This window comes from Bradyrhizobium hipponense, from assembly GCF_008123965.1.
GTDB lineage: Bacteria > Pseudomonadota > Alphaproteobacteria > Rhizobiales > Xanthobacteraceae > Bradyrhizobium > Bradyrhizobium hipponense.
On record NZ_VSTH01000194.1, the window covers coordinates 1 to 18,083 of the forward strand.

Here is an 18,083-nt window from a genome sequence, read left to right on the forward strand (position 1 = left end):
TCCGTGTACAGGTAGATGTGCTGCCCGGTCGCAACGTCGATCAGGCCGGAGTCAGCCCCGACGCTCTTGATCGTCAGCGCATAGGCCGAGCTGGTCGTGCCGGCGCCGTCCGCACCGTAGTTGCTGCTTACCGTGAAGTTGTCGGCAAAGTTCGCCGTCGCGTCGCCCGCCAGGTTGGTCTCGTCGACCACCAGCGCATCCGCCGCCACACTCGCCGTCACCGTGATCGACGGGCCGTCGTCCAGAAACGCAATCTGCCTGCCCAAATCCATGCTCGCGCTGGCCGTATCGCCATCCGCGTCAGTGATCGTCGCAACCAAAGTCACTAGGTTCGACACGCTGTCGAGGCTGATACCTTCGTTGAGGTCCGGGTTCTCGCCGCTGCCCTCGTGGACCGCACGCAACTGCGTCAGCGTGACTTCGCCGCTGGTCGAATTAAGTTCGATGGTAAAGACCTCGGCGCCGCTCGCCGCACTGGTCGGATCGGTGCCTTCGCGGCCAACAATTTCGCCACCCTGCAGGAACATGTACACGGTGTGGCCCGTACCCGAATCGACAAGCCCGGAATCTACCCCGGTCGCATCAGTGGCACCGGATGCCGCGAGCGCATAGCTGATCGTGGCGCCGTCGGCGCCGCCGATATGAGAGAACGCGCCGCTGAAATTGCCTGAATCATGTGTGAAGGTCGGGTTTGGCGTCGTGCCGTTCGGCAAGAAGCTCTCGTCGACTCCCAGGAAGGGCAGTTCGCGCTCGACCGAGGCCAAAATGCTCGGTCCATCGTCGAGTAATGTCAGGTGCGGACCGACGTCAACGCTGGCGCTGGCGCTCTGGTTGTTGTTGTCCGTCACGGTGGCGGTCAAGGACAGCAGGCCAGCCGACAGATGCGTCCCCTCGCTGACGTCGCCTGCCTCGCCGGAGCCCTCGTGCACCGAGCGCAGGTCGGTCAGCGTCAACTTGCCGCTCGCATCAACGGAAAGTGTAAAATCCTGCGGGCCAGCTGCTGCAGCGCCCGCGTTCACGCCCTCGCGGCCCACAACCACCCCGTTCTCTACGAACAGGTAGACGTGATTGCCGGTCTGGGAGTCGATCAGCCCGGAATCGATGCCAGGCGCACTGATCGACAGCGCAAACGTAAGGGATTGCTTACCGCCAGGAACGTCGACCGTGATGGGCACGAGCCCGCTCGCGACGGTGACTCCAAGCGGACCGTCCCCCGATCCGGAAATTCCATTGGTTGCAGCGGTCAGGAAGCTTTCGTCCACCACCAGATCCGGCACGCCGCCGACGGAAATCGTCGGCGCGGGAGTCGTAATCGTCGTCTGGAGGGCCGTACCGGTCGGAAAGCTGGTCTCAAGCCCCGGCAGTTCTTCCTGACCAGCCAACGTGTTGGTGCCCACGGGGGAAAGCGGATCGACCGTGTATGGATTGAAATCCGCCCCGCTCGCCTGCGCATTATTAAGGCCGAGCGTTTCACCCGCCGCGGGCAAAACCGAACTGTCGGTCGCGATCGGAAACGCGCCGGCGAACTCGGCAACGGTGAGATCGCGGCCGGGAGCCACCTCGATCGTTAGATTGCCCAGTTGATCGTGCCTGGAGTCGAAGAAGGGCTCGACCGTGATGGTCGATTGATTGTCGAAAAGAATGATCAGCTTTTCGCCGACGTGGACCAGCGTGATCTTGTCGTTGGCAATCCCGGAGAAATCGACCTGAACTTTCTGGTCGTAGCCGACGTTGACGACCACGGCCTGGTCGGCGAAGGGTTTCGTGAGCTTAAAGATGCGAGCGGGAGTTGCGTTCGACTGTCCAGCGCCGGCGGCCTGTGCCAAGCGAATCTGCTCGTTCATAAATTTCTCCGCCAAATAACGACTGTTGAACTAAGATTTCAACATGTTTGCTTCAAATTGATCGAATTAAGCTATTGTTTACCCCATCGGGGGTCAAGAAAATGATTTGGTTAATCAGTATTTTCCGTCGTTTTGTGGTAAAGGCGAAACAGATTGAGCGGGATCAATGGTGTTGGGGATGAAGCGGGGTTGTAGGTTGGCCTTTGCAGCCGCGCTCCTTGGCGTTGCAGGCCAGGCCGGCGCCCAAAATGCCCCAACGACCGAACCACAAATTGTGGAGCGCTCGGTCAAAGCCCTGCCAAGCAGGGACACCCAAGTCGGGCTCTACATTAACGTCCGGCCGGATTGCACGTCCGGGCCACTGCCGACCATCCGCCTGGCCAGCCCACCGGCCTCAGGCAAGATTGTCGTCAGGACGGGACGGGTGAAGGCAACCAATTACAAGGCCTGCCTTGCCCTCGAGGTCCCGGCCTACGTGGCGTTCTACAAATCCCCGCCCGATTTCGTGGGCAGCGATACCCTGATGATCGAAGTGAAATATCCGGGCGGACGGACCGAGATTCAGAAGATCACGGTCAACGTGGTGCGACCGGGCGCCCAGCAGAAGATCTGATCAGGAAGACCGCGGATCACGACTAATTCTCGACCGCGGTCACCTCGCATTGCGGACTGGTACCCAGCGCGACTAGACCGATATTCACATTTGAAAACTGCGCCGATCCATGAGCTGGCACCAAGCCTTTGGCAGGCCAGGCAACGACCTTGCTTTGGCGCCCGCGATCCTCGCCGGTCCAGCAGCCCAGCTCGATCGAACTAATCGGCTTTTCCCCGTCGTTGACGAGGGTGAAGCCGGCAATGCCATAATTGTCACCGCGTCTGTACGACTGAAATGCCTCTATCCGCACGTCGCTGGCCCTCGCATCCCCGGCGACCGCGCAGGGGACCGGTGCGAGCGCGGCCGAATGGAGGCCAACGAGGCCGACGAGAAGAAGACTAACTCTCATCCGAGACTCACCCGAAAATGCTCTGGATACTTCAGCAGCAGGCGCGAGGAGGCAACAGGCGAGTTTGTGCGCGGCGAACATGGCCGGAGATCGGGCTGGCTGCAGCTTCCCCGGCGGTCTGCCAACGCGAGAAAATCAGTGTGACAGGGTTGCGGATCGATGGACGTCAGCGGCAGCGTCGTTGCAGTCGCCCAGACGTTTGGCGACCACCTGCTCGACCCTCGGCACATCGCCCTTGTTGAGCTCGTTCACCTCCGTATACGCCTCCTCGCTGTGGACGGTGATCACCGTGCTCACCGGCCCCAGGTAATCGCAACGGTTTGAGAACGTGTAGGTATTGGCGTTCTTCTCGGGTTTTGCGGAGACGCAAGTGCCCACTGAGGGCGACGCAAAGGTGGCCTTCATTGCAATGGTCGGATCCACGCAAGCGGTCAGCTCGCGCTCGACCAAGCGGTGCTTTGTCTTTCGGTGTGCGACAAGATCAAGCGTCCGCACGAAGTGCCACAGGCCCTTGCGAAAAATTGGCCCGACAAACTCGTCGGCCTTGGCGCCGGAGCTCAAGGAAATCGCGAGTGCAATCACGATACCCAAATACCGGCAAGATATCTTCCCCAAGCGCGCCCCCGAAATCATTGCCCCTACCTGTCCCCAGTTCAGAGCGGTGCCTGGCGAATCAAGCTCCGCAGATTTGACGGCGACTACGTTGCGTCTGAGTTAATTTGATGGCGCGACCGTGCCCTCACGCCCTGACCTGCTTCTCACGCCAGCCTGTGCGCGGTCAATCTTCGCCGGCATCCGGCGGAATACGGAAAGCTGGACCAGAGCCAGCGTGATGAGTGCAAGGCGTTGACCTGATGCAGAAGTGCAACGGCCGACGTTACTTGGCCAAATCAGCACCAAATCGATGATCAACGGTTTGACCTGTGTGCCGGTTTTTGCTCTCTTGATATCCGATTTCTTTGCTCATTTTTGGGGGCGGCGATGCACAATCGGCCAGGCAAGTCCATTGCGGCGGCACTTCTTCTCGGCGCATGCCTTATGGCAACACCTCGCTCGGCTATGGCAGCAGACCTTGGCCTGGTCGCCTCGGGGCCGGGCGCGATCGGCCGCTGCTCCGAAATCGTCTTTGCTTGCGAGAACGGTCGGCAATATCCGTTGTGCCCGATCGCAGTCAGCGTGGCGGGCGAGGTCGTAGCCGCATCGCTGCACACCGGGCGCTATGGCGGAGTGCACGTCCGCATGGTGCCGATGGGCGTCGGATACCGCTACGCCGGGCGCGGCATCTGGCTCGACGGCTTCCACGATAATGCGCTGCTAAACTTCGGAAAGCACAGCCAGATCGCCTGCACGATCGAGCACCCGTGAGATCGCTTGGAACGCCGCGCCGCCGCGGCGCTTGCAGGCAGAAGGCTTAACCTTTGGTCCGCAGAACCACCCCTGTTCGCGGATACATATAGGCCTTGGGATGCACATACACAGGGCAATAGTCCTGCCACTGGTATAGTTGCCAATTCCACTTCCAGCATCCTGACGGGATTTGCGGGTCGTAGCTCCACTCGAGCCGGTACGGCTCGTCTCCGAATGGATATGATCCGCAATAGGCAGCGCTGGAAACAAACACCAGCGAAACGGTCAGAGCGGTTGTAGCCAAAAATCTCGGCATGTTGCCCTCGAGCTTGGTTCTTTATCAGAGTAAACACTGCCAAAGCGGGAGTTCCCAATCAAGTCCCAGGACTGGCCGTTAGCCCGCTCCTCGCCTGCCCACTATTGTGGCTGGGTTGGGGATTGATCCTGGTCTCTTCCGATCACTTGTCGGCTTACACAGGACCGGCGCGGAGCCCAACCAAGCAACGCATCAGTTCATGTTCGGGTCGCCTGTCCTTGCGCAAGCAGCGCATCTGCGCTCTTCACGAGCGCTCCTGCGAGCTCTTTGGCGGCATCCGGAGCGAATGCATAACCAGCTTGCTGATCGAGACGATGGGTGAGATGAACAGGATCAGGCCGCGGCCGCTCGTGTCGGCCGCGATCGTGCAGTTCTTTGGAATTTGGAGCTGACCGGGTCTGGATTGGCCGGCGCATTGGCTGCTTCCGCTTGCGGAACGGCCGCGAGCTTCGAAGAAGCAGCTCCGACCGAATTGGTCGGTTGGGCTGCATTTGCGCGCACCGGCTGCAGCTCGCCTCCCGCGCGGACGAGCGCCTCGAGCAGATCATTCACGCACTCACTTGCGAACCCTAATTCCAGGGCACCGGTGTATTTGCCGGTACTCTGAACCACGATCTCGTTTGTGTCGTCCGACAGAGCGGCCGAGTTGACCGCCGCAATCCCTGATCGCCATCGTCCCTGCCTTGATCATCTGCGGTAGCCCGTTCGACCCCCGTGTTGCGCGTTTCAGAGCTCACTATAGCGCAAGTGCGTTTGCTCTCAATTCCGGACGGTAGTGACAGGGAGCACGGCGCGGGAACAGTGAGGTCGGGGCCGTGTGGCTTTTGCGGACAAACTTCTACAACCGCCCTCCGCCGCATGACCCGACGACATCCCTGCCAGCGACTACAAGCGCCCGGTACAACGCCGATCTATAACCGCGCCTGCCAAGTCCAATTGCGCAACAGACAACCCCGGCTCCGCGGTCACCGACAATGCATTCGGAAAATTCATCGCACAATTCGCAAAAGGCGAGATGCCGAGCGATTCAGCGAGCGGATGATCCCCGACATTATTGATACCGTTCACAATCCGACTGATCCGACTTTCGCTCACGACGCTTCGGCAAGCTGAAATATCGAATGACGCGGTGAACGGATCGATACGGTTTCAGAAGGGCCAATTGGGCGCTAGGACGGCTGCGTCGGCCAAAGCCGATTTGTCTTGCTTCGCTACTGCTCGCGGAATGCATGGGCGAAGCTGTCGGACAGCGGCTGGATCAGGTAATCAAGCAGCGTCCGCTCGCCGGTGACGATGGAGACATCGACGGGCATGCCGGGATAAAGCTTCACATGCGGGACGCGCTTGAGCTCGGCGGCGCTCACCTCGACACGCGCAAGATAGTAGGTCGTGTTGGTCTTGTCGTCAGTCGTGGCATCGCCGGCCACCCACTTCACCGTCCCGTCTACGGTCGGCGTGATCCGCTGCTTGTAGGCAACGAAGCGGACAGTCGCAGGCAGGTCCGGCCGTACCACGTCAATATCAAGCGGCTGAACTTTCACCTCGAGCACCATCTTGTCTTCCAACGGGACGAGATCAAGGATCGCCCCGCCCGGCGGCACGACGCCCCCTTTGGTGAAGAACTTCAGGTTGAGGATGGTGCCGTCCTGCGGTGCGACCACTTCGGTCCGGCCAGCTTTCGCAATGAACTTGCGCAATTCCTCCGCCGCTTCATTGCGGTCGCCCTGCACCTTCCTCAGCTCTTCCGAAACGGCCTTGGCCTGCGTACTCCGCACGCCCATGATCTGTGCATCGGACTCTCCAATCTGCTCGCGGAAGGACTGGATCTTACCCTTGTTGGACTCGACATCGCCTCGTGCGGCGACCAATTGCCGCTCGAGCTCGAGCAGTTTCGGCTTGAGCGAAAGGCCTTTGGTCAAGAGGTATTTCTGATCGTTTAGCTGCTCCTCGAACAACGGAATCTGCTGCTCGATCGTCTTGTTCTGGGACTCGAGCGATGCCATCTGCGCCCGATACTGCTCGCTGCGTTGCATCCAGACGCTGATTTGATCCTGAACCGCGCGCTGATGATCGGCGAAGATCCTCTCCTGACCCTCCAGGATCTCGCGAATGGCGCCATCGCTGCGGCGGGAGGATAGATCGTCCGGATAGCCGACGGACTTCCGGCCGTCGCGCTCGGCGATCAGGCGCGCTTCCTGCGCGGTGAGCGCGTCGACCTTGGCGCGCTTGGCATCGCGATCTGCGTCTGCATCCAGGCTATCGAGCCGTATTAGCACCTGGCCCTTTTTGATAAGGTCGCCGTCACGCACCAGAATCTCGCGAATGATGCCGCCTTCAAGATGCTGGATCGTCTTGCGGTTGGTGTCGACCTTCACGGTGCCCGGAGCGACCGCAGCGCTGGACAAAGGTGCCAAACCTGCCCAGCCGCCAAAGCCGCCAAGCAGCACCGCGAAGATCGCAACGCCGTCCGCACCAGGTCCTTGATGGGCGGCTGCGGGGTTATCGGCGGTGCGACAGGGCGCGCGGGGCGATCGGCTCGATGGTTGTGATCAAGCTCATGCCTTCACCGCCCGGACATGCTTGGTGTCCGCCGGCTGCACGGCCCGGCGCTGGATCTGCCCGAGCACGGCGCTGCGTTCTCCGAACAATTCCACCTGGCCCTCGTTCAACACCAGAACCTTGTCGACGTGCGCCATCAACGAGGGACGATGGGCGATGACCACCACGGTCGTGCCAGCCTCCTTCATCGACCTGATGGCCTCGTTGAGCGCCTGTTCGCCCGGCGCATCCAGGCTCGCATTCGGCTCGTCGAGCACGAGCAGCGACGGCGTGCCGAACAGCGCGCGCGCGAGGCCAACGCGCTGGCGCTGGCCGCCGGACAGCACGGCCCCCTGTTCGCCGATCTCGGTGTCATAGCCTTTGGGCAGGCGCAAAATCATGTCATGCACGCCGGCCATCTGCGCGGCGGCAACAACGGCAGCGGGATCAGCATCTTCATCCATACGCGAAATATTTTCCCGCACGGTGCCCGGAAACAGCTCGACGTCCTGCGGCAGGTAACCGACGCAGCGGCCGAAATGCTCGCGCGTCCAGCTGTGCACGTCGGCGCCGTCGAGCCGGACCACGCCGGAATCCGGCCCGTGGATGCCCACGATGAGGGCGAGCCAATGTCGATTTGCCGGCCGCGGACGGCCCGATCACCGCAAGCATCGCCGGGCGCAAGATGGAAGTCACGGGGAATTACGGCGGCTGCCTATCTCAAGCGCATCCGCCAGGTGCACGCTTACGATACGCTGGCCGAAGCCGGGCCGAGGACGACGGTCACGAAGGTCTGCGCCAAGTGCGGCTTCGGCAATCTCGGCCACTTCGCGCGCGACTACCGCGACGCGAGCTGCCGTCGGACACCCTGCTCCGCGCGAGGAGAGCATCGAAGTGCGTCGCAGAATAACGACGCAACTCTCGGACATTCGCCGATTGTGGATGAGAGAACAGCTCATCAAGGAGAGAACACGCGAGTGCCACGAGGCCAAGTTTGCTGGCTTCCGATTGGACTGGCTCCAATTTCCCAGCCAGCCCCTCCCCATAGCGCGTCAACTACACCAAGCTCGCCCATAGCATCACGGACGAAGAATATGTTGGGAGAAGAGTTGATTTCCAGCGCACCGCTTTCTCCTTTGCCCTGCAGCCTCAAAAGGCACCAAACATCCGCGAGCCTGGTCTCATCGCGAATACCTAAATCTCCGGTGATCTCCGTGGCGCTTGAGGGCGTCCTCAATGTGTACGATTGCAAGGATGTATCGCGCGCGGTCTCAATCTTGACTGCGAACCGGCGCACGAAGGTCGCGCCAAGCCAGGAAATCTTGACCTGGGCCGCTGGCGTGATGTCCTCTCTAAAGTGCTCTCGAGCAACGAATGCCTCAGTTTGGGGTATTGCTGAGGTTGAAGGGGGATCGAACGGTTCGCCAGCTTTCCGGTTGGGCGAGCATTCGATCTTGCCACCAGGAACAACCGATGCCGATCTGCCGTTATCAGCCTTGCTCGCATCCGGGGTTGCGCCGCACGCCCATACTGCCAGCACAGAGACGAGACACGGGTTGAGCCATGTGCGGCGCATTGTAGGCGTCCTTGAATTGCTACTTCAAGGAGAAGGTAAACTATCGATTTCAGATGTAAATCAAAGGTTAGGTTCCTAGTTAAGCTCTAAATACGTAATAAAATGTAACGATAAATTTGAGATGAGTTCGAAGAAATACTTGCTCTCCGACAGCAGCAAGCGCTAACCCGTTGGCATTGCCGCGCACGGCGTAGTCGTCTCAGGTGGGAAGCAGCGAAAGCGCCGCTCAGTTAAGGCATGAAACGATGCCTGCGCGCAAATCGCATCCGACTCTCGGCTGTAGACTACCCAGCCAGCTTTGCGATGGAGGGAGCGGAGGCCGGAATTCGCATTTCATCCGGATCTATCATTGACTGCGGTGTTGCCCGACAGCACCTCGCCTGTGCGCGAAGTGGATCGCTCCACGTCCAGCGCACGCGCCAGGCTCGATTATGGGCGTAGGCCGGGATACGCCAGAACCAGATGGTTTCGTAGACACCATCCCCGAGCCGCTCCACATCCGAATGTGGTGTTGGCCAGAGCGCCACGACGGTGAGAACGGCCGCCAGTATGGGCCCTATTGAAATAACTACCTTGCGCATTCGTTTCTATAATCTAGGAGGAGCAACTTCCGCAGATGCAATGAGCAGTGAAAACACTTAAGTGTTCCGTCAGTAGAACACCCCTTTCCAAAATTGGAAATCCGGAACTCTACGGGTTCCAAACGGATGCGATAACCGCGGCCAATTGCAAATCCGGCCGCAGTCATTGCAGGGCGTATCATTGAATGGCCGCCTCACTAACGCTTAATCTCGCGCAGATCTGGTGTACTCGGTAGAGCAAAGCCGACCGGGCGCGCGCCGCCAATAGCGCCGTAGCCGGCGGTCGGCTTTGCGACGAAGGCAGCCTATGGCGAGCAGAATCCCGGCGGATCTGCGCGAACACCGCACCCGCGGCGATCGCCGGCCCGGAATCGCGCCGCATCGGTTCGAGGATCACGTCGGCCTCGATGCCGATCTCGGCGAGCTGCTCCAGCACCATGAAACGGTAGGACGCGTTGGTGATGACGATCGGCCGATCGAACAGCGACGCGTCCGAAACCCGCAGCAGCGTGTCCTGGAAGGTCGAGCGCGCGCCGAACAGCGGCAGGAACTGCTTGGGCCGCACCTCGCGCGAGGCCGGCCACAGACGCGTGCCGGCACCGCCGCACATGATCAGGGGGATAATCCGCCGAGCCAAATACAATACTCCACATGTCAATTCTAAGCCGTCATTCTAGCGGCTTCTCGTCGCAAGCTCTCAGAGAGAGTAACATCCACTTCGGGTAAAGTTATCGACGGGAAGCGGCTCTTGTTTGAGCGACTGACGCTGTTAATCTTAGCTTGATTTTTCCGATCTTTTCGTCTCCCTAAAGCTCTATTTTCGATTACGTAGAGGCCTCGACCTCCTAGGATTGATATGGCAAAGAAGCGCGCACTAATTACCGGCGTCACAGGTCAGGACGGAGCTTACCTGGCTGAACTGCTCCTGGAAAAGGGCTACGAAGTCCACGGCATTAAGCGGCGGACCTCGCTGTTCAACACCGACCGCATCGACCACCTTTACCTCGATCCGCACGAGCCCAATCCGCCATTTCGCCTGCACTACGGAGATCTGACGGACTCCTCCAGTCTCATTCGCATCGTTGCTCAGGTACAGCCCGACGAAATTTACAATCTGGCTGCGCAGAGCCATGTGGCCGTGTCGTTTGAGGAACCCGAATACACTGCAAATTCCGATGGGCTGGGGACGCTGCGGATTCTCGAAGCCATGCGCATCGTGGGGCTCGAGAAGACGGCGCGCTTCTATCAGGCGTCGACTTCCGAATTATATGGCTTGGTTCAGGAAATTCCGCAGAACGAGACGACTCCCTTTTACCCGCGCTCCCCTTATGCGGTCGCTAAGCTCTACGCCTATTGGATCACGGTGAACTATCGCGAAGCCTACGGGATGTATGCCTGCAACGGCATTCTGTTCAATCACGAGTCTCCCGTTCGCGGTGAGACCTTCGTTACCCGAAAGATCACGCGAGCACTCGCGCGAATCCATTTGGGTCTGCAGGAGCGCCTGTATTTGGGCAATCTCGACGCGCTGCGCGACTGGGGCCATGCCCGCGACTACGTCGAGATGCAGTGGTTGATGCTGCAACAGGAGAAGCCGGAGGATTTCGTCATCGCCACGGGCGTGCAGCATTCCGTGAGAGACTTCGTAAATATTGCAGCGAGCGAAGTTGGGATAAGGATCCGCTGGGAAGGCGCTGGCGTCGATGAAAAGGGCTATGACGCCTCTACCGGCAAATGTATCGTCTCGGTAGACCCGCGTTATTTTCGGCCCACCGAGGTCGCGACTCTCTTGGGAGACCCCGCGAAAGCGAAGCAGAGACTCGGATGGGAGCCAACGACGTCCTTCGAGACGCTGGTTCAGGAAATGATGAAGGAAGACCTCGAATCGGCAAAGCGAGACGAGCTAATCAAGCAGCACGGATTCCGGTACTTTCCGCGTCACGAGTAGCGTCGGAGTAGATCGTTGAACGGAATTGAAGTAAGCGCCCATCTGGCGCACTCACTTCTGGCTGCTTTTGTTTTGCCAGCCGACCTAACCGCGCCGCAGTTGAGGTCAGATGCCTCAGGGCAAGCGAACCGCATCCTCCACTGGAAGTCCAATGTTGTCGTTAGCGCTTGTAGCTCCGATACCTTTCTGCCCCGTCGACTTGCGCTCGCCCGCTATGACTTCCGACCAACGACGAACAATTGTCTGTCGATCCCACTTCCTTCCTCGCCGTAATGCCGGCGGAGGGCGGGTCCCTCATTAAGCTGCTAAATCGCGACTTGAAGAGCGGACGAATCTTCAGGTGGAATCACAAGGCCCGCACCCGTTACTTCCGCCGCGAGCCCCGTATCCTCTTCGGCCATCGCGATGAGTGGCCGAGCCGACGCAAAGATTGCACCAAGCTTGGAAGGCAAGACCAGATCGGCCGCCTCGGCCTTCTGCGGAATCAGGTGAAAATCGGCAGTTGCCATCAACTCGTTGAAGCTCTCGTTGGGCTGAAAGTCCGAAAAAATGGATATTGGAATGTCCAACGGCCATATGCTCGAGCCTCATCTTATCTGGTCCCTCGCCGGCGAGGATGAAGTGAATATGTGGATAACTTTGCTCCAGTCCGACCGCTGCCTCGATCACGAGTTCAAGGCCTTGTTTGTTCGACATCGTTTCGGAGTAGAGCGCAACGATATCGCTTTCAGCAAGCTTCAACTGCTCGCGATATCTCGTCATCCGCGAAGTAGGGCGGATCGCGCGAGTATCGATCCAGTTTCTGACCTCATCCGCTTTACCGACGCCTATCAAACTCTATGTACAGCTTGATGTCGCGCTCAACCTGATCCAGTTGTTCCTGGAGAGTTCTCGGCATCAGCCGCCCTCCTCGGTACTGCCCCAGCCCACTTCATCTTCGGCTTAATCCGCGCAGCGATCAATAATTGTTCTCGCCTTACGGACAATGCGTTTATAGAGGATTATTTCGGTGCGTAAGGGACCCATCGCAGCAGACGCATTACTGGCCGAACGGCTGGTTGCCATTGCTGGGCCGAGAGCCTCTCCCCATTGGGCCGCCACGACTACCAAGACCGCGTTCTGATTGAGGGGGCGACCGCACAAAAGCCATCTGCAGAGCGATGCCTTCTGGCGAGCTAACTGCGATAAGATTCGTCCTAGCCTGTGCCTTGGTCACAAACGGGAACACAATTTTTCGGCGAGCGAGTTTGAGTAGTAGTTTCTCGATCAACCAATAGGAGATCACGCCGACGATGGCGGAGGCGACGACAGCAGCGATAACGAACCCATAGCGGTTTTGCCCCACGACGCGGAATAGAGCCGATACGACGAATGTATGAGCAAGATAAATCGAGTAGGAGGCATCGCCGAGGATTCGAGGTATCCGCAGCTGTACGACGTTGCCTGAGGTCTCATAAAACACGCCGCCGAAGACAAGTAGGGCCGCTGGAACGCCCCATGATAAGAGCCGCGGTTGATCAATCGTCGCGACAGACACCAGTGCAAAACCGAGAATTCCTGTTGCAACGAGGCTTCTGGAGAGCGTGCGACCTATATCAACCCGCTTGGTCGAGTAGCCAAGAAGCAGGCCAAATCCAAACTCAACGAGAATTGGATTGGTGTAGGTCCGAACTATGACGTTCTCGCTGCTGATGAGAGTGCCGATCAGCGTGAGGAGCGAAAGGGTTGTCAGGATTGCGATGAGACGGATAGTCTTTCCCGCGAGGAGCGCAACCGAAAAGAGCAGGTAGAAAAACATCTCATAGTTCAACGTCCAACCCTGATAAAGAACGGGGTACGGCTGGCCATCCGGACTGTGACATGGAATGAAAAAGAGCGATCCCAGCATATGCCCAAAGGTGATGCCCGTTTGTTGCGTGAGCCCCGCCGAAACCATTGCGAGCAACAGAAACGTATACAACCAGTAGGTGGGAACGATCCGCGCGACCCTATGCCAAAGAAATTGTCCAGGCGTCTGCTCCCGATTCTCCGTCACGGTCCACATGATGAAGCCGGAAATGACAAAGAACACGTCTACGCCGGCCGCGCTTGCGAAGGTCGGTAGTCCGGCTTTGCTGGCCGCGTGATGATACACGACCGACAGGGCCGCGATCGCGCGCAAATATTGGACCGAGTAAAATTGCCTCATTTCCCGCTCAAATTCTTTATGTGCTATCTTAAAAAAAGAGGTGCGTCTTCGAAACGAGATGTAGGCTCGAACGCCGTAGCGAAACATATCGCGAAAACGCTAAAGTGTATGATGAAGGCGTTCAGGCGGGTCCATATGAGCCATCTGCCCGTGCGGCTGACAAGGCGCGGCTGCCGTTAAGGCTAATTTGATGCCCCTATCAACTCCCTCCAAGGCAGTCAGCCTGCGAGCAACACGCAGAGCGGTACGAGCGCTCCACGACGGCTCGCCGCCCGTCCGTCGAGGATCGCGCGGTACCAGGGCCACAAAGCTGCTCGGCCTGGTCAGTGATCACCGCGATCGGATCGTGCGCCTCTTGCTCGGCGCAAAGCGCAGCTTCCGGACTAGACGGCAAGCCGAATTGTACAACGTTCGATTCCAAAATCAGCAAAACAATTTGTAGATCTACGTCTTACCTGCGAAGAAATGGCGGTTTCCGATACTTTCCGCGTCACGAGTGATGTGCGCCGCAGTGGAGATGATTCGGGAGGTCGCGGCCCAGCGTTCGCTCGGCCTAACAGCAGTCAGTCCGCTTAGAGCAAAGTCGGTGCGAGCTCGAGCGACGTTAGCTCCTCAGAGTGTGGAAACCACATCCTCGACCGGAATAGCGGTCTTTTCTTTCGCAGGCGATGGCTTGACGTCCCCATTCGAGACTGAGACACGCGTCGCCTCCATGTCGCCAGCCCATCGACGAACAATGGTTTGACGATCCCAACGTTCAATTGAGCGCTCTCTACCCTTTTCACCCAGATTCTCACATAGAGCCCGATCTTCGCTAAGTTTACAGATCGCGGCGGCAAGGGCGCGGACGTCTCCCGGGGCAACGACCAAACCGGCGCCTTTCACCTCAGCTGCGAGCCCGGTGCGTTCACCAGCCATCGCGATGACCGGACGCCCCGAAGCGAAGATCGCGCCCAGTTTCGAGGGCAGGACCAAGTCGGCGGCTTCAGACTTTTGCGGGATCAGGTGGAGATCAGCCGTCGCCATCAGCTCATTGAAGCTCTCGTTTGGCTGCAATCCAAGAAAGTGGATTGTCCGACGCCCAGACGCCATCTGGATCAGCCGAGGCTTGTGAGGCCCTTCGCCCGCCAGGACGAAATGAATGTGCGGATGACTCGCCTCCAGGCTCGCGGCGGCTTCGATCACGAGATCGAGACCCTGTTTGTTGGACATCGTGCCGGAATAAAGAGCAACAACTTCCCGCTGGTTCAGACCGAGCTCTTGACGATATCTGGTCTGTTTTGAACGGGGAAAGATCGCCTGTGTGTCGATCCAATTCCTAACTTCGGCCGTTCGCTCCGGCGCGAGCCCCTTATCCCACAGGCGCTCTATCATCTGTGGCGATATGGTGGAGACACGATCAAAGGAACGGAGAATGGCTGCCTCGGCCTTCAGCATCATCTTGCGTAGTGAGCTGCTCCGGAGTAGCCCGAGCTCGAACGCGGCATCCACTTCGAAATCCTGTACGTGAAGCCACGAGGTTGCTTTGATTCGACGGGCAATTGTGGAGACCAATGCACCTGACATCAGGGATGGCGCAACTGAGAGCACGATATCCGGCCGCCAAAAGGATGCCTCCGCCAATATCGGCACGATGCTCGTTAATGCGAACGAAGCATGATGCAGCAGTCGCTTGGCACCTGAGGGATGCTCGGGCACGTAAATCGGCGTGCGAGTGACGCGAACCTCGTCAATAAGCCTTCGCCTGAAATACGCTGTCTTGAAATCGGTTGGGATCTTCCAAACCGGATAGTACGGAGGCGCGGTAACTACTCGTACCTCGTGACCTTCGGCAACAAGGCTCTCGCAGAGCTCCGTGTTGTACTTCGCAACTCCGATCAGATCGGGGGCATAATTGATGCCCACAAATAGAATACGCATCCACCATCATCCAATTTAATGTTCACGGTTTTAAAACTTGCAATCAAACGGGCCGACCGAAGTCAGGTATCTGCACGACCTCCAAATGACGGCCGCATCCCTGGAGAAAGTCTTCGTATGCGGCGGCGAGACCAGCCCGCAGGGAGACGTTCGGACGCCAACCAAGTGCGCGAAGGCGGGCGCTGTCGAGAAGTTTCCGTGGCGTGCCGTCGGGCTTGGATCTATCGAAAACCAGCTGGCCCTGATAGCCGACTACTTGAGCCACCGTGGCTGCAAAATCAGCAATCGACAATTCATCACCGCTGCCAACATTGATCGGCAAATCACTTGAATAGTGTTTTAGAAGGAAGATGCAGGCATCGGCAAGATCATCAACGTTTAGAAATTCCCGAAGCGGCGTGCCGGTACCCCATACTGTCACGCTCGGCGCTTGCGCCAGCTTTGCTTCATGAAAGCGCCGGATCAACGCCGCCGGCACATGGCTGTGATCGGGGTGGTAATTGTCACCATGGCCATAGAGATTGGTTGGCATCGCCGAAATGAAGTCATCGCCGTATTGGCGACGATACGCTTGACACATCTTTAGTCCGGCGATCTTCGCAATCGCATACCATTCGTTCGTTGGCTCAAGCGGCCCGGTCAGCAAATCGTCCTCTGTGATCGGCTGCTTCGCATGCTTTGGGTAGATGCAAGACGAGCCCAGGAAGAGCAGCCGCTGCACACCGGCCGCGTGGCTTGCACGGATGACATTGAGCTCGATCGCGAGATTATCGCATAAGAAATCGACCGGATAACTGTTGTTGGCGGCGATACCGCCGACCTTTGCAGCCGCGTGCACCACGACGTCCGGCCGATTTACCTCAAGCCAGCGCAGCGTGGGCTCCTCCTTGGTCAGATCCACTTCACGACGATCGACGAAAAGGATCGTGCAATTCTCAGAGGTGAGGCGCCGCACGATGGCCGAGCCCGCCATGCCGCGATGGCCGGCCACGAACACCCGCTTTCCCGACAGATGGTAGGTTTTAATTCCCGCCACGCTACACTCTCCACTGAGCTCCCGATGACGGAAGAACAGAGCGCACGGCGCATTTCACAAATCCCGTCCCACTCACCAGAACTGTTCGATGCCGGCGTGCGCGCTTACCAATATCATCTTCACGATGGGACAGCGCCTGTCACCCGGCAAAGATATTCATAATGAACAACGGCTGCGTGCACAAAAAGCAGTGGGCATAAGCACAAAATAGAGGCGACCTAGCTGCTGCATCGTGGACCGAACAAGGCCGAAGAATGCAGCGCCGCCGATCAGTATGCGCGGCGGAGAACGGGGGCTCCGGATGCAATGCAGACGCGATCCCAGTACCAACCATACGGCGTCTCGACGCGCACCAGCGGGCATCGACGCGAGGGAACATAGCGATATGGATAGGGTTGAGCCCAAAAGGTGACCGGGAATGCCCGGGATGCGCCCGTCAACAGGGCCGCGCTTGCGGGCATATACATCGCAGCGCCTGCGCTGCTCGCTGCATAGAGCGTCGCAGCTAGCGCCAGAAGACCAACCCGCGCGAACGTCTTCAACATTCGTAAAGCTCCCTTACCCCCGACCGAATCTCCCACTCGTCCGCTGCATGCCCGACTTAGCGGCGAAAGAAACAGGAATTACCCCTGAAATCAGCCTCAAATAGCGCGGGTAGACTAACAACCGAGCTCATGGAAGGCAACCGGCGCGGTTAACGGAATCGAAGCTTAGAACGATATAGCGAGCAACTGTGGCTTCTGCGACCTACCTGTCCGCGGGCCACGTCCCCGGGGCGGCAAGATTGGGGGACCGACGGTAGACGTCCCGTAAGAACTGATAGTCGACAGACTGGGCGAGGGGCACCGTTTCCTCCCCTAGTTTCGCAAAGATAAGAATATCGCGCAGGGTTCTCCAGCGACTTTCGTCGTAGTCTGCGATCCGCCCGCCGGTCGGCAAGATTAGTCTTCGTTGCTGCTGCAGCTCGAACTTGACGCGATCCGACTTTAGTCTTTCCGGGTCAAAGCTAACGAGAACCGGCACGCTGCGTGCATAGTCACTGTAGACAAATTGCCAGCCTTTAATGATGCCTTCAAGCACCTGCGCGACGGCTGAGGGGCGATCATGAACCAGATCAGATCTTGCAAAATACACCATTCCTGGAACGTGAAGCGCGTATTGCTCGGGCTTGATCGCATTCAGTCGGACATCGCCCGGCTCAGAGGGCCTCGGCTCCTGGCCAACTGCAGCGATGATCGCATCCACCTCACCGGCACGCAGTGCATCGAAGGTGTCGCGGTCCGGCACCTTGGTAATCTGGCTACGTGGCAGACCAAGCTGGGCCATCATCGCATCGAAAATCACGTCCCCTTCGCTGGCCTTCCTGTAGCCAACCCGTTTTCCTACCAGATCGGCAGGGCGACGCAGCCCAGAGCTCTCCAAGGTGAAAATTACCGTGGACGTATCCAGGAAGCTTGCCGCGAAAGCGGTCACCGGGACCCCGCGCCAGGCTGCCAGGAGGAAGTTCTGGCCGCTCGTCACGCCAATTGCATGTTCACGTGCGACTGTTGCGACAAAGTCGGAATCGTTGGGCTCGGCGCGCAGCGTGACATTGGAATCGAAGAAGCCTTGCCGTGTGGCGACCATTTCTCCGGCGAAGCGAGCGCTGAAGGAGCCGTCGAGCAGCAAACTCACTTGCGCGGCCGGCTCGAAGTGCTTCCCAACGGCCAGAGGCTCAAACCTCAGCGCCAAAATTACCGCTGCCACGACGACTGTGGCTACAAGGACGGACAACAAGAGCGGCCG

At 58.7% G+C, this 18,083-nt stretch carries 14 protein-coding genes and 2 pseudogenes; 3 read left to right on the plus strand and 13 right to left on the minus strand.

The window, feature by feature from the left end; genetic code table 11:
- Positions 1 to 1,844, minus strand: a 1,844-nt coding sequence (locus FXV83_RS39185; protein WP_235940559.1) for a DUF5801 repeats-in-toxin domain-containing protein, incomplete at its 3' end; no start/stop codon positions are given.
- Positions 1,845 to 2,040: 196 nt separating this feature from the next.
- On the opposite strand from FXV83_RS39185, the gene FXV83_RS39190 reads away from it, so the two are divergent.
- Positions 2,041 to 2,457: a hypothetical protein gene (locus FXV83_RS39190; protein ID WP_235940560.1), complete on the plus strand. Its 417-nt coding sequence runs from the start codon at positions 2,041 to 2,043 to the stop codon at positions 2,455 to 2,457.
- Positions 2,458 to 2,479: 22 nt separating this feature from the next.
- On the opposite strand, the gene FXV83_RS39195 is transcribed toward FXV83_RS39190, so the two are convergent.
- Positions 2,480 to 2,929 (minus strand): hypothetical protein, encoded by a 450-nt coding sequence (locus FXV83_RS39195; RefSeq protein WP_148745399.1) that lies wholly within the window; start codon positions 2,927 to 2,929, stop codon positions 2,480 to 2,482.
- Positions 2,930 to 2,983: 54 nt separating this feature from the next.
- Positions 2,984 to 3,409 carry a hypothetical protein gene (locus FXV83_RS39200; RefSeq protein ID WP_235940561.1) on the minus strand — a complete coding sequence of 142 codons (426 nt, stop codon included), beginning with the start codon at positions 3,407 to 3,409 and terminating at the stop codon, positions 2,984 to 2,986.
- Positions 3,410 to 3,907: 498 nt separating this feature from the next.
- Between FXV83_RS39200 and FXV83_RS39205 the strand changes: the two genes are divergently transcribed.
- Entirely contained in the window at positions 3,908 to 4,213 is a 306-nt protein-coding gene (locus tag FXV83_RS39205) for a hypothetical protein (protein WP_235940562.1), read from the plus strand.
- A gap of 1,509 nt (positions 4,214 to 5,722) precedes the next feature.
- Here FXV83_RS39205 and FXV83_RS39215 read toward each other — a convergent pair.
- The 4 genes and pseudogenes from FXV83_RS39215 to FXV83_RS39240 form a co-directional block, all read right to left on the minus strand.
- Positions 5,723 to 6,967, minus strand: a complete 1,245-nt coding sequence (locus FXV83_RS39215) for an HlyD family type I secretion periplasmic adaptor subunit (protein WP_148745403.1) — start codon at positions 6,965 to 6,967, stop codon at positions 5,723 to 5,725.
- A gap of 99 nt (positions 6,968 to 7,066) precedes the next feature.
- The gene (locus FXV83_RS39220) at positions 7,067 to 7,636 is read right to left on the minus strand and encodes an ATP-binding cassette domain-containing protein (RefSeq protein WP_235940564.1); all 570 of its coding nucleotides are present in this window, start codon (positions 7,634 to 7,636) and stop codon (positions 7,067 to 7,069) included.
- Positions 7,637 to 8,007: 371 nt separating this feature from the next.
- Positions 8,008 to 8,625 carry a hypothetical protein gene (locus FXV83_RS39230; protein ID WP_148745404.1) on the minus strand — a complete coding sequence of 206 codons (618 nt, stop codon included), beginning with the start codon at positions 8,623 to 8,625 and terminating at the stop codon, positions 8,008 to 8,010.
- A gap of 894 nt (positions 8,626 to 9,519) precedes the next feature.
- Positions 9,520 to 9,843: pseudogene (locus FXV83_RS39240) on the minus strand (sugar phosphate nucleotidyltransferase); the annotation flags it as partial.
- A gap of 219 nt (positions 9,844 to 10,062) precedes the next feature.
- On the opposite strand from FXV83_RS39240, the gene gmd reads away from it, so the two are divergent.
- The gene (gene gmd, locus FXV83_RS39245) at positions 10,063 to 11,154 is read left to right on the plus strand and encodes a GDP-mannose 4,6-dehydratase (RefSeq protein ID WP_148745406.1); all 1,092 of its coding nucleotides are present in this window, start codon (positions 10,063 to 10,065) and stop codon (positions 11,152 to 11,154) included.
- 305 nt (positions 11,155 to 11,459) lie between these two features.
- On the opposite strand, the gene FXV83_RS44620 is transcribed toward gmd, so the two are convergent.
- From FXV83_RS44620 to FXV83_RS39275, 6 genes and pseudogenes are all read right to left on the minus strand, one after another.
- Positions 11,460 to 11,723, minus strand: coding sequence for a hypothetical protein (locus FXV83_RS44620; RefSeq protein WP_235940571.1), 264 nt, complete (start codon positions 11,721 to 11,723; stop codon positions 11,460 to 11,462).
- 43 nt (positions 11,724 to 11,766) lie between these two features.
- Positions 11,767 to 11,916, minus strand: a pseudogene (locus FXV83_RS45275) (colanic acid biosynthesis glycosyltransferase WcaI); the annotation flags it as partial.
- A gap of 277 nt (positions 11,917 to 12,193) precedes the next feature.
- Positions 12,194 to 13,342: an acyltransferase family protein gene (locus FXV83_RS39255; protein WP_187436472.1), complete on the minus strand. Its 1,149-nt coding sequence runs from the start codon at positions 13,340 to 13,342 to the stop codon at positions 12,194 to 12,196.
- Between the two features lie 612 nt (positions 13,343 to 13,954).
- Positions 13,955 to 15,262 carry a WcaI family glycosyltransferase gene (locus FXV83_RS39260; protein ID WP_148745408.1) on the minus strand — a complete coding sequence of 436 codons (1,308 nt, stop codon included), beginning with the start codon at positions 15,260 to 15,262 and terminating at the stop codon, positions 13,955 to 13,957.
- Positions 15,263 to 15,305: 43 nt separating this feature from the next.
- The gene (locus FXV83_RS39265) at positions 15,306 to 16,298 is read right to left on the minus strand and encodes a GDP-L-fucose synthase family protein (RefSeq protein WP_283811749.1); all 993 of its coding nucleotides are present in this window, start codon (positions 16,296 to 16,298) and stop codon (positions 15,306 to 15,308) included.
- 747 nt (positions 16,299 to 17,045) lie between these two features.
- A complete protein-coding gene (locus FXV83_RS39275; protein WP_235940565.1) occupies positions 17,046 to 18,044 on the minus strand; it encodes an ABC transporter substrate-binding protein in 999 nt (332 codons plus the stop codon).
- Positions 18,045 to 18,083 lie beyond the last annotated feature (39 nt).

Coding starts and splice junctions, on each gene's coding strand:
- FXV83_RS39230 (WP_148745404.1), bottom strand. CDS start 8,625: ATGCGCCGCACATGGCTCAACCCGTGTCTCGTCTCTGTGCTGGCAGTA.
- FXV83_RS39195 (WP_148745399.1), bottom strand. CDS start 2,929: ATGTTCGCCGCGCACAAACTCGCCTGTTGCCTCCTCGCGCCTGCTGCT.
- FXV83_RS39260 (WP_148745408.1), bottom strand. CDS start 15,262: ATGCGTATTCTATTTGTGGGCATCAATTATGCCCCCGATCTGATCGGA.
- gmd (WP_148745406.1), top strand. CDS start 10,063: ATGGCAAAGAAGCGCGCACTAATTACCGGCGTCACAGGTCAGGACGGA.
- FXV83_RS39255 (WP_187436472.1), bottom strand. CDS start 13,342: ATGAGGCAATTTTACTCGGTCCAATATTTGCGCGCGATCGCGGCCCTG.
- FXV83_RS39205 (WP_235940562.1), top strand. CDS start 3,908: ATGGCAGCAGACCTTGGCCTGGTCGCCTCGGGGCCGGGCGCGATCGGC.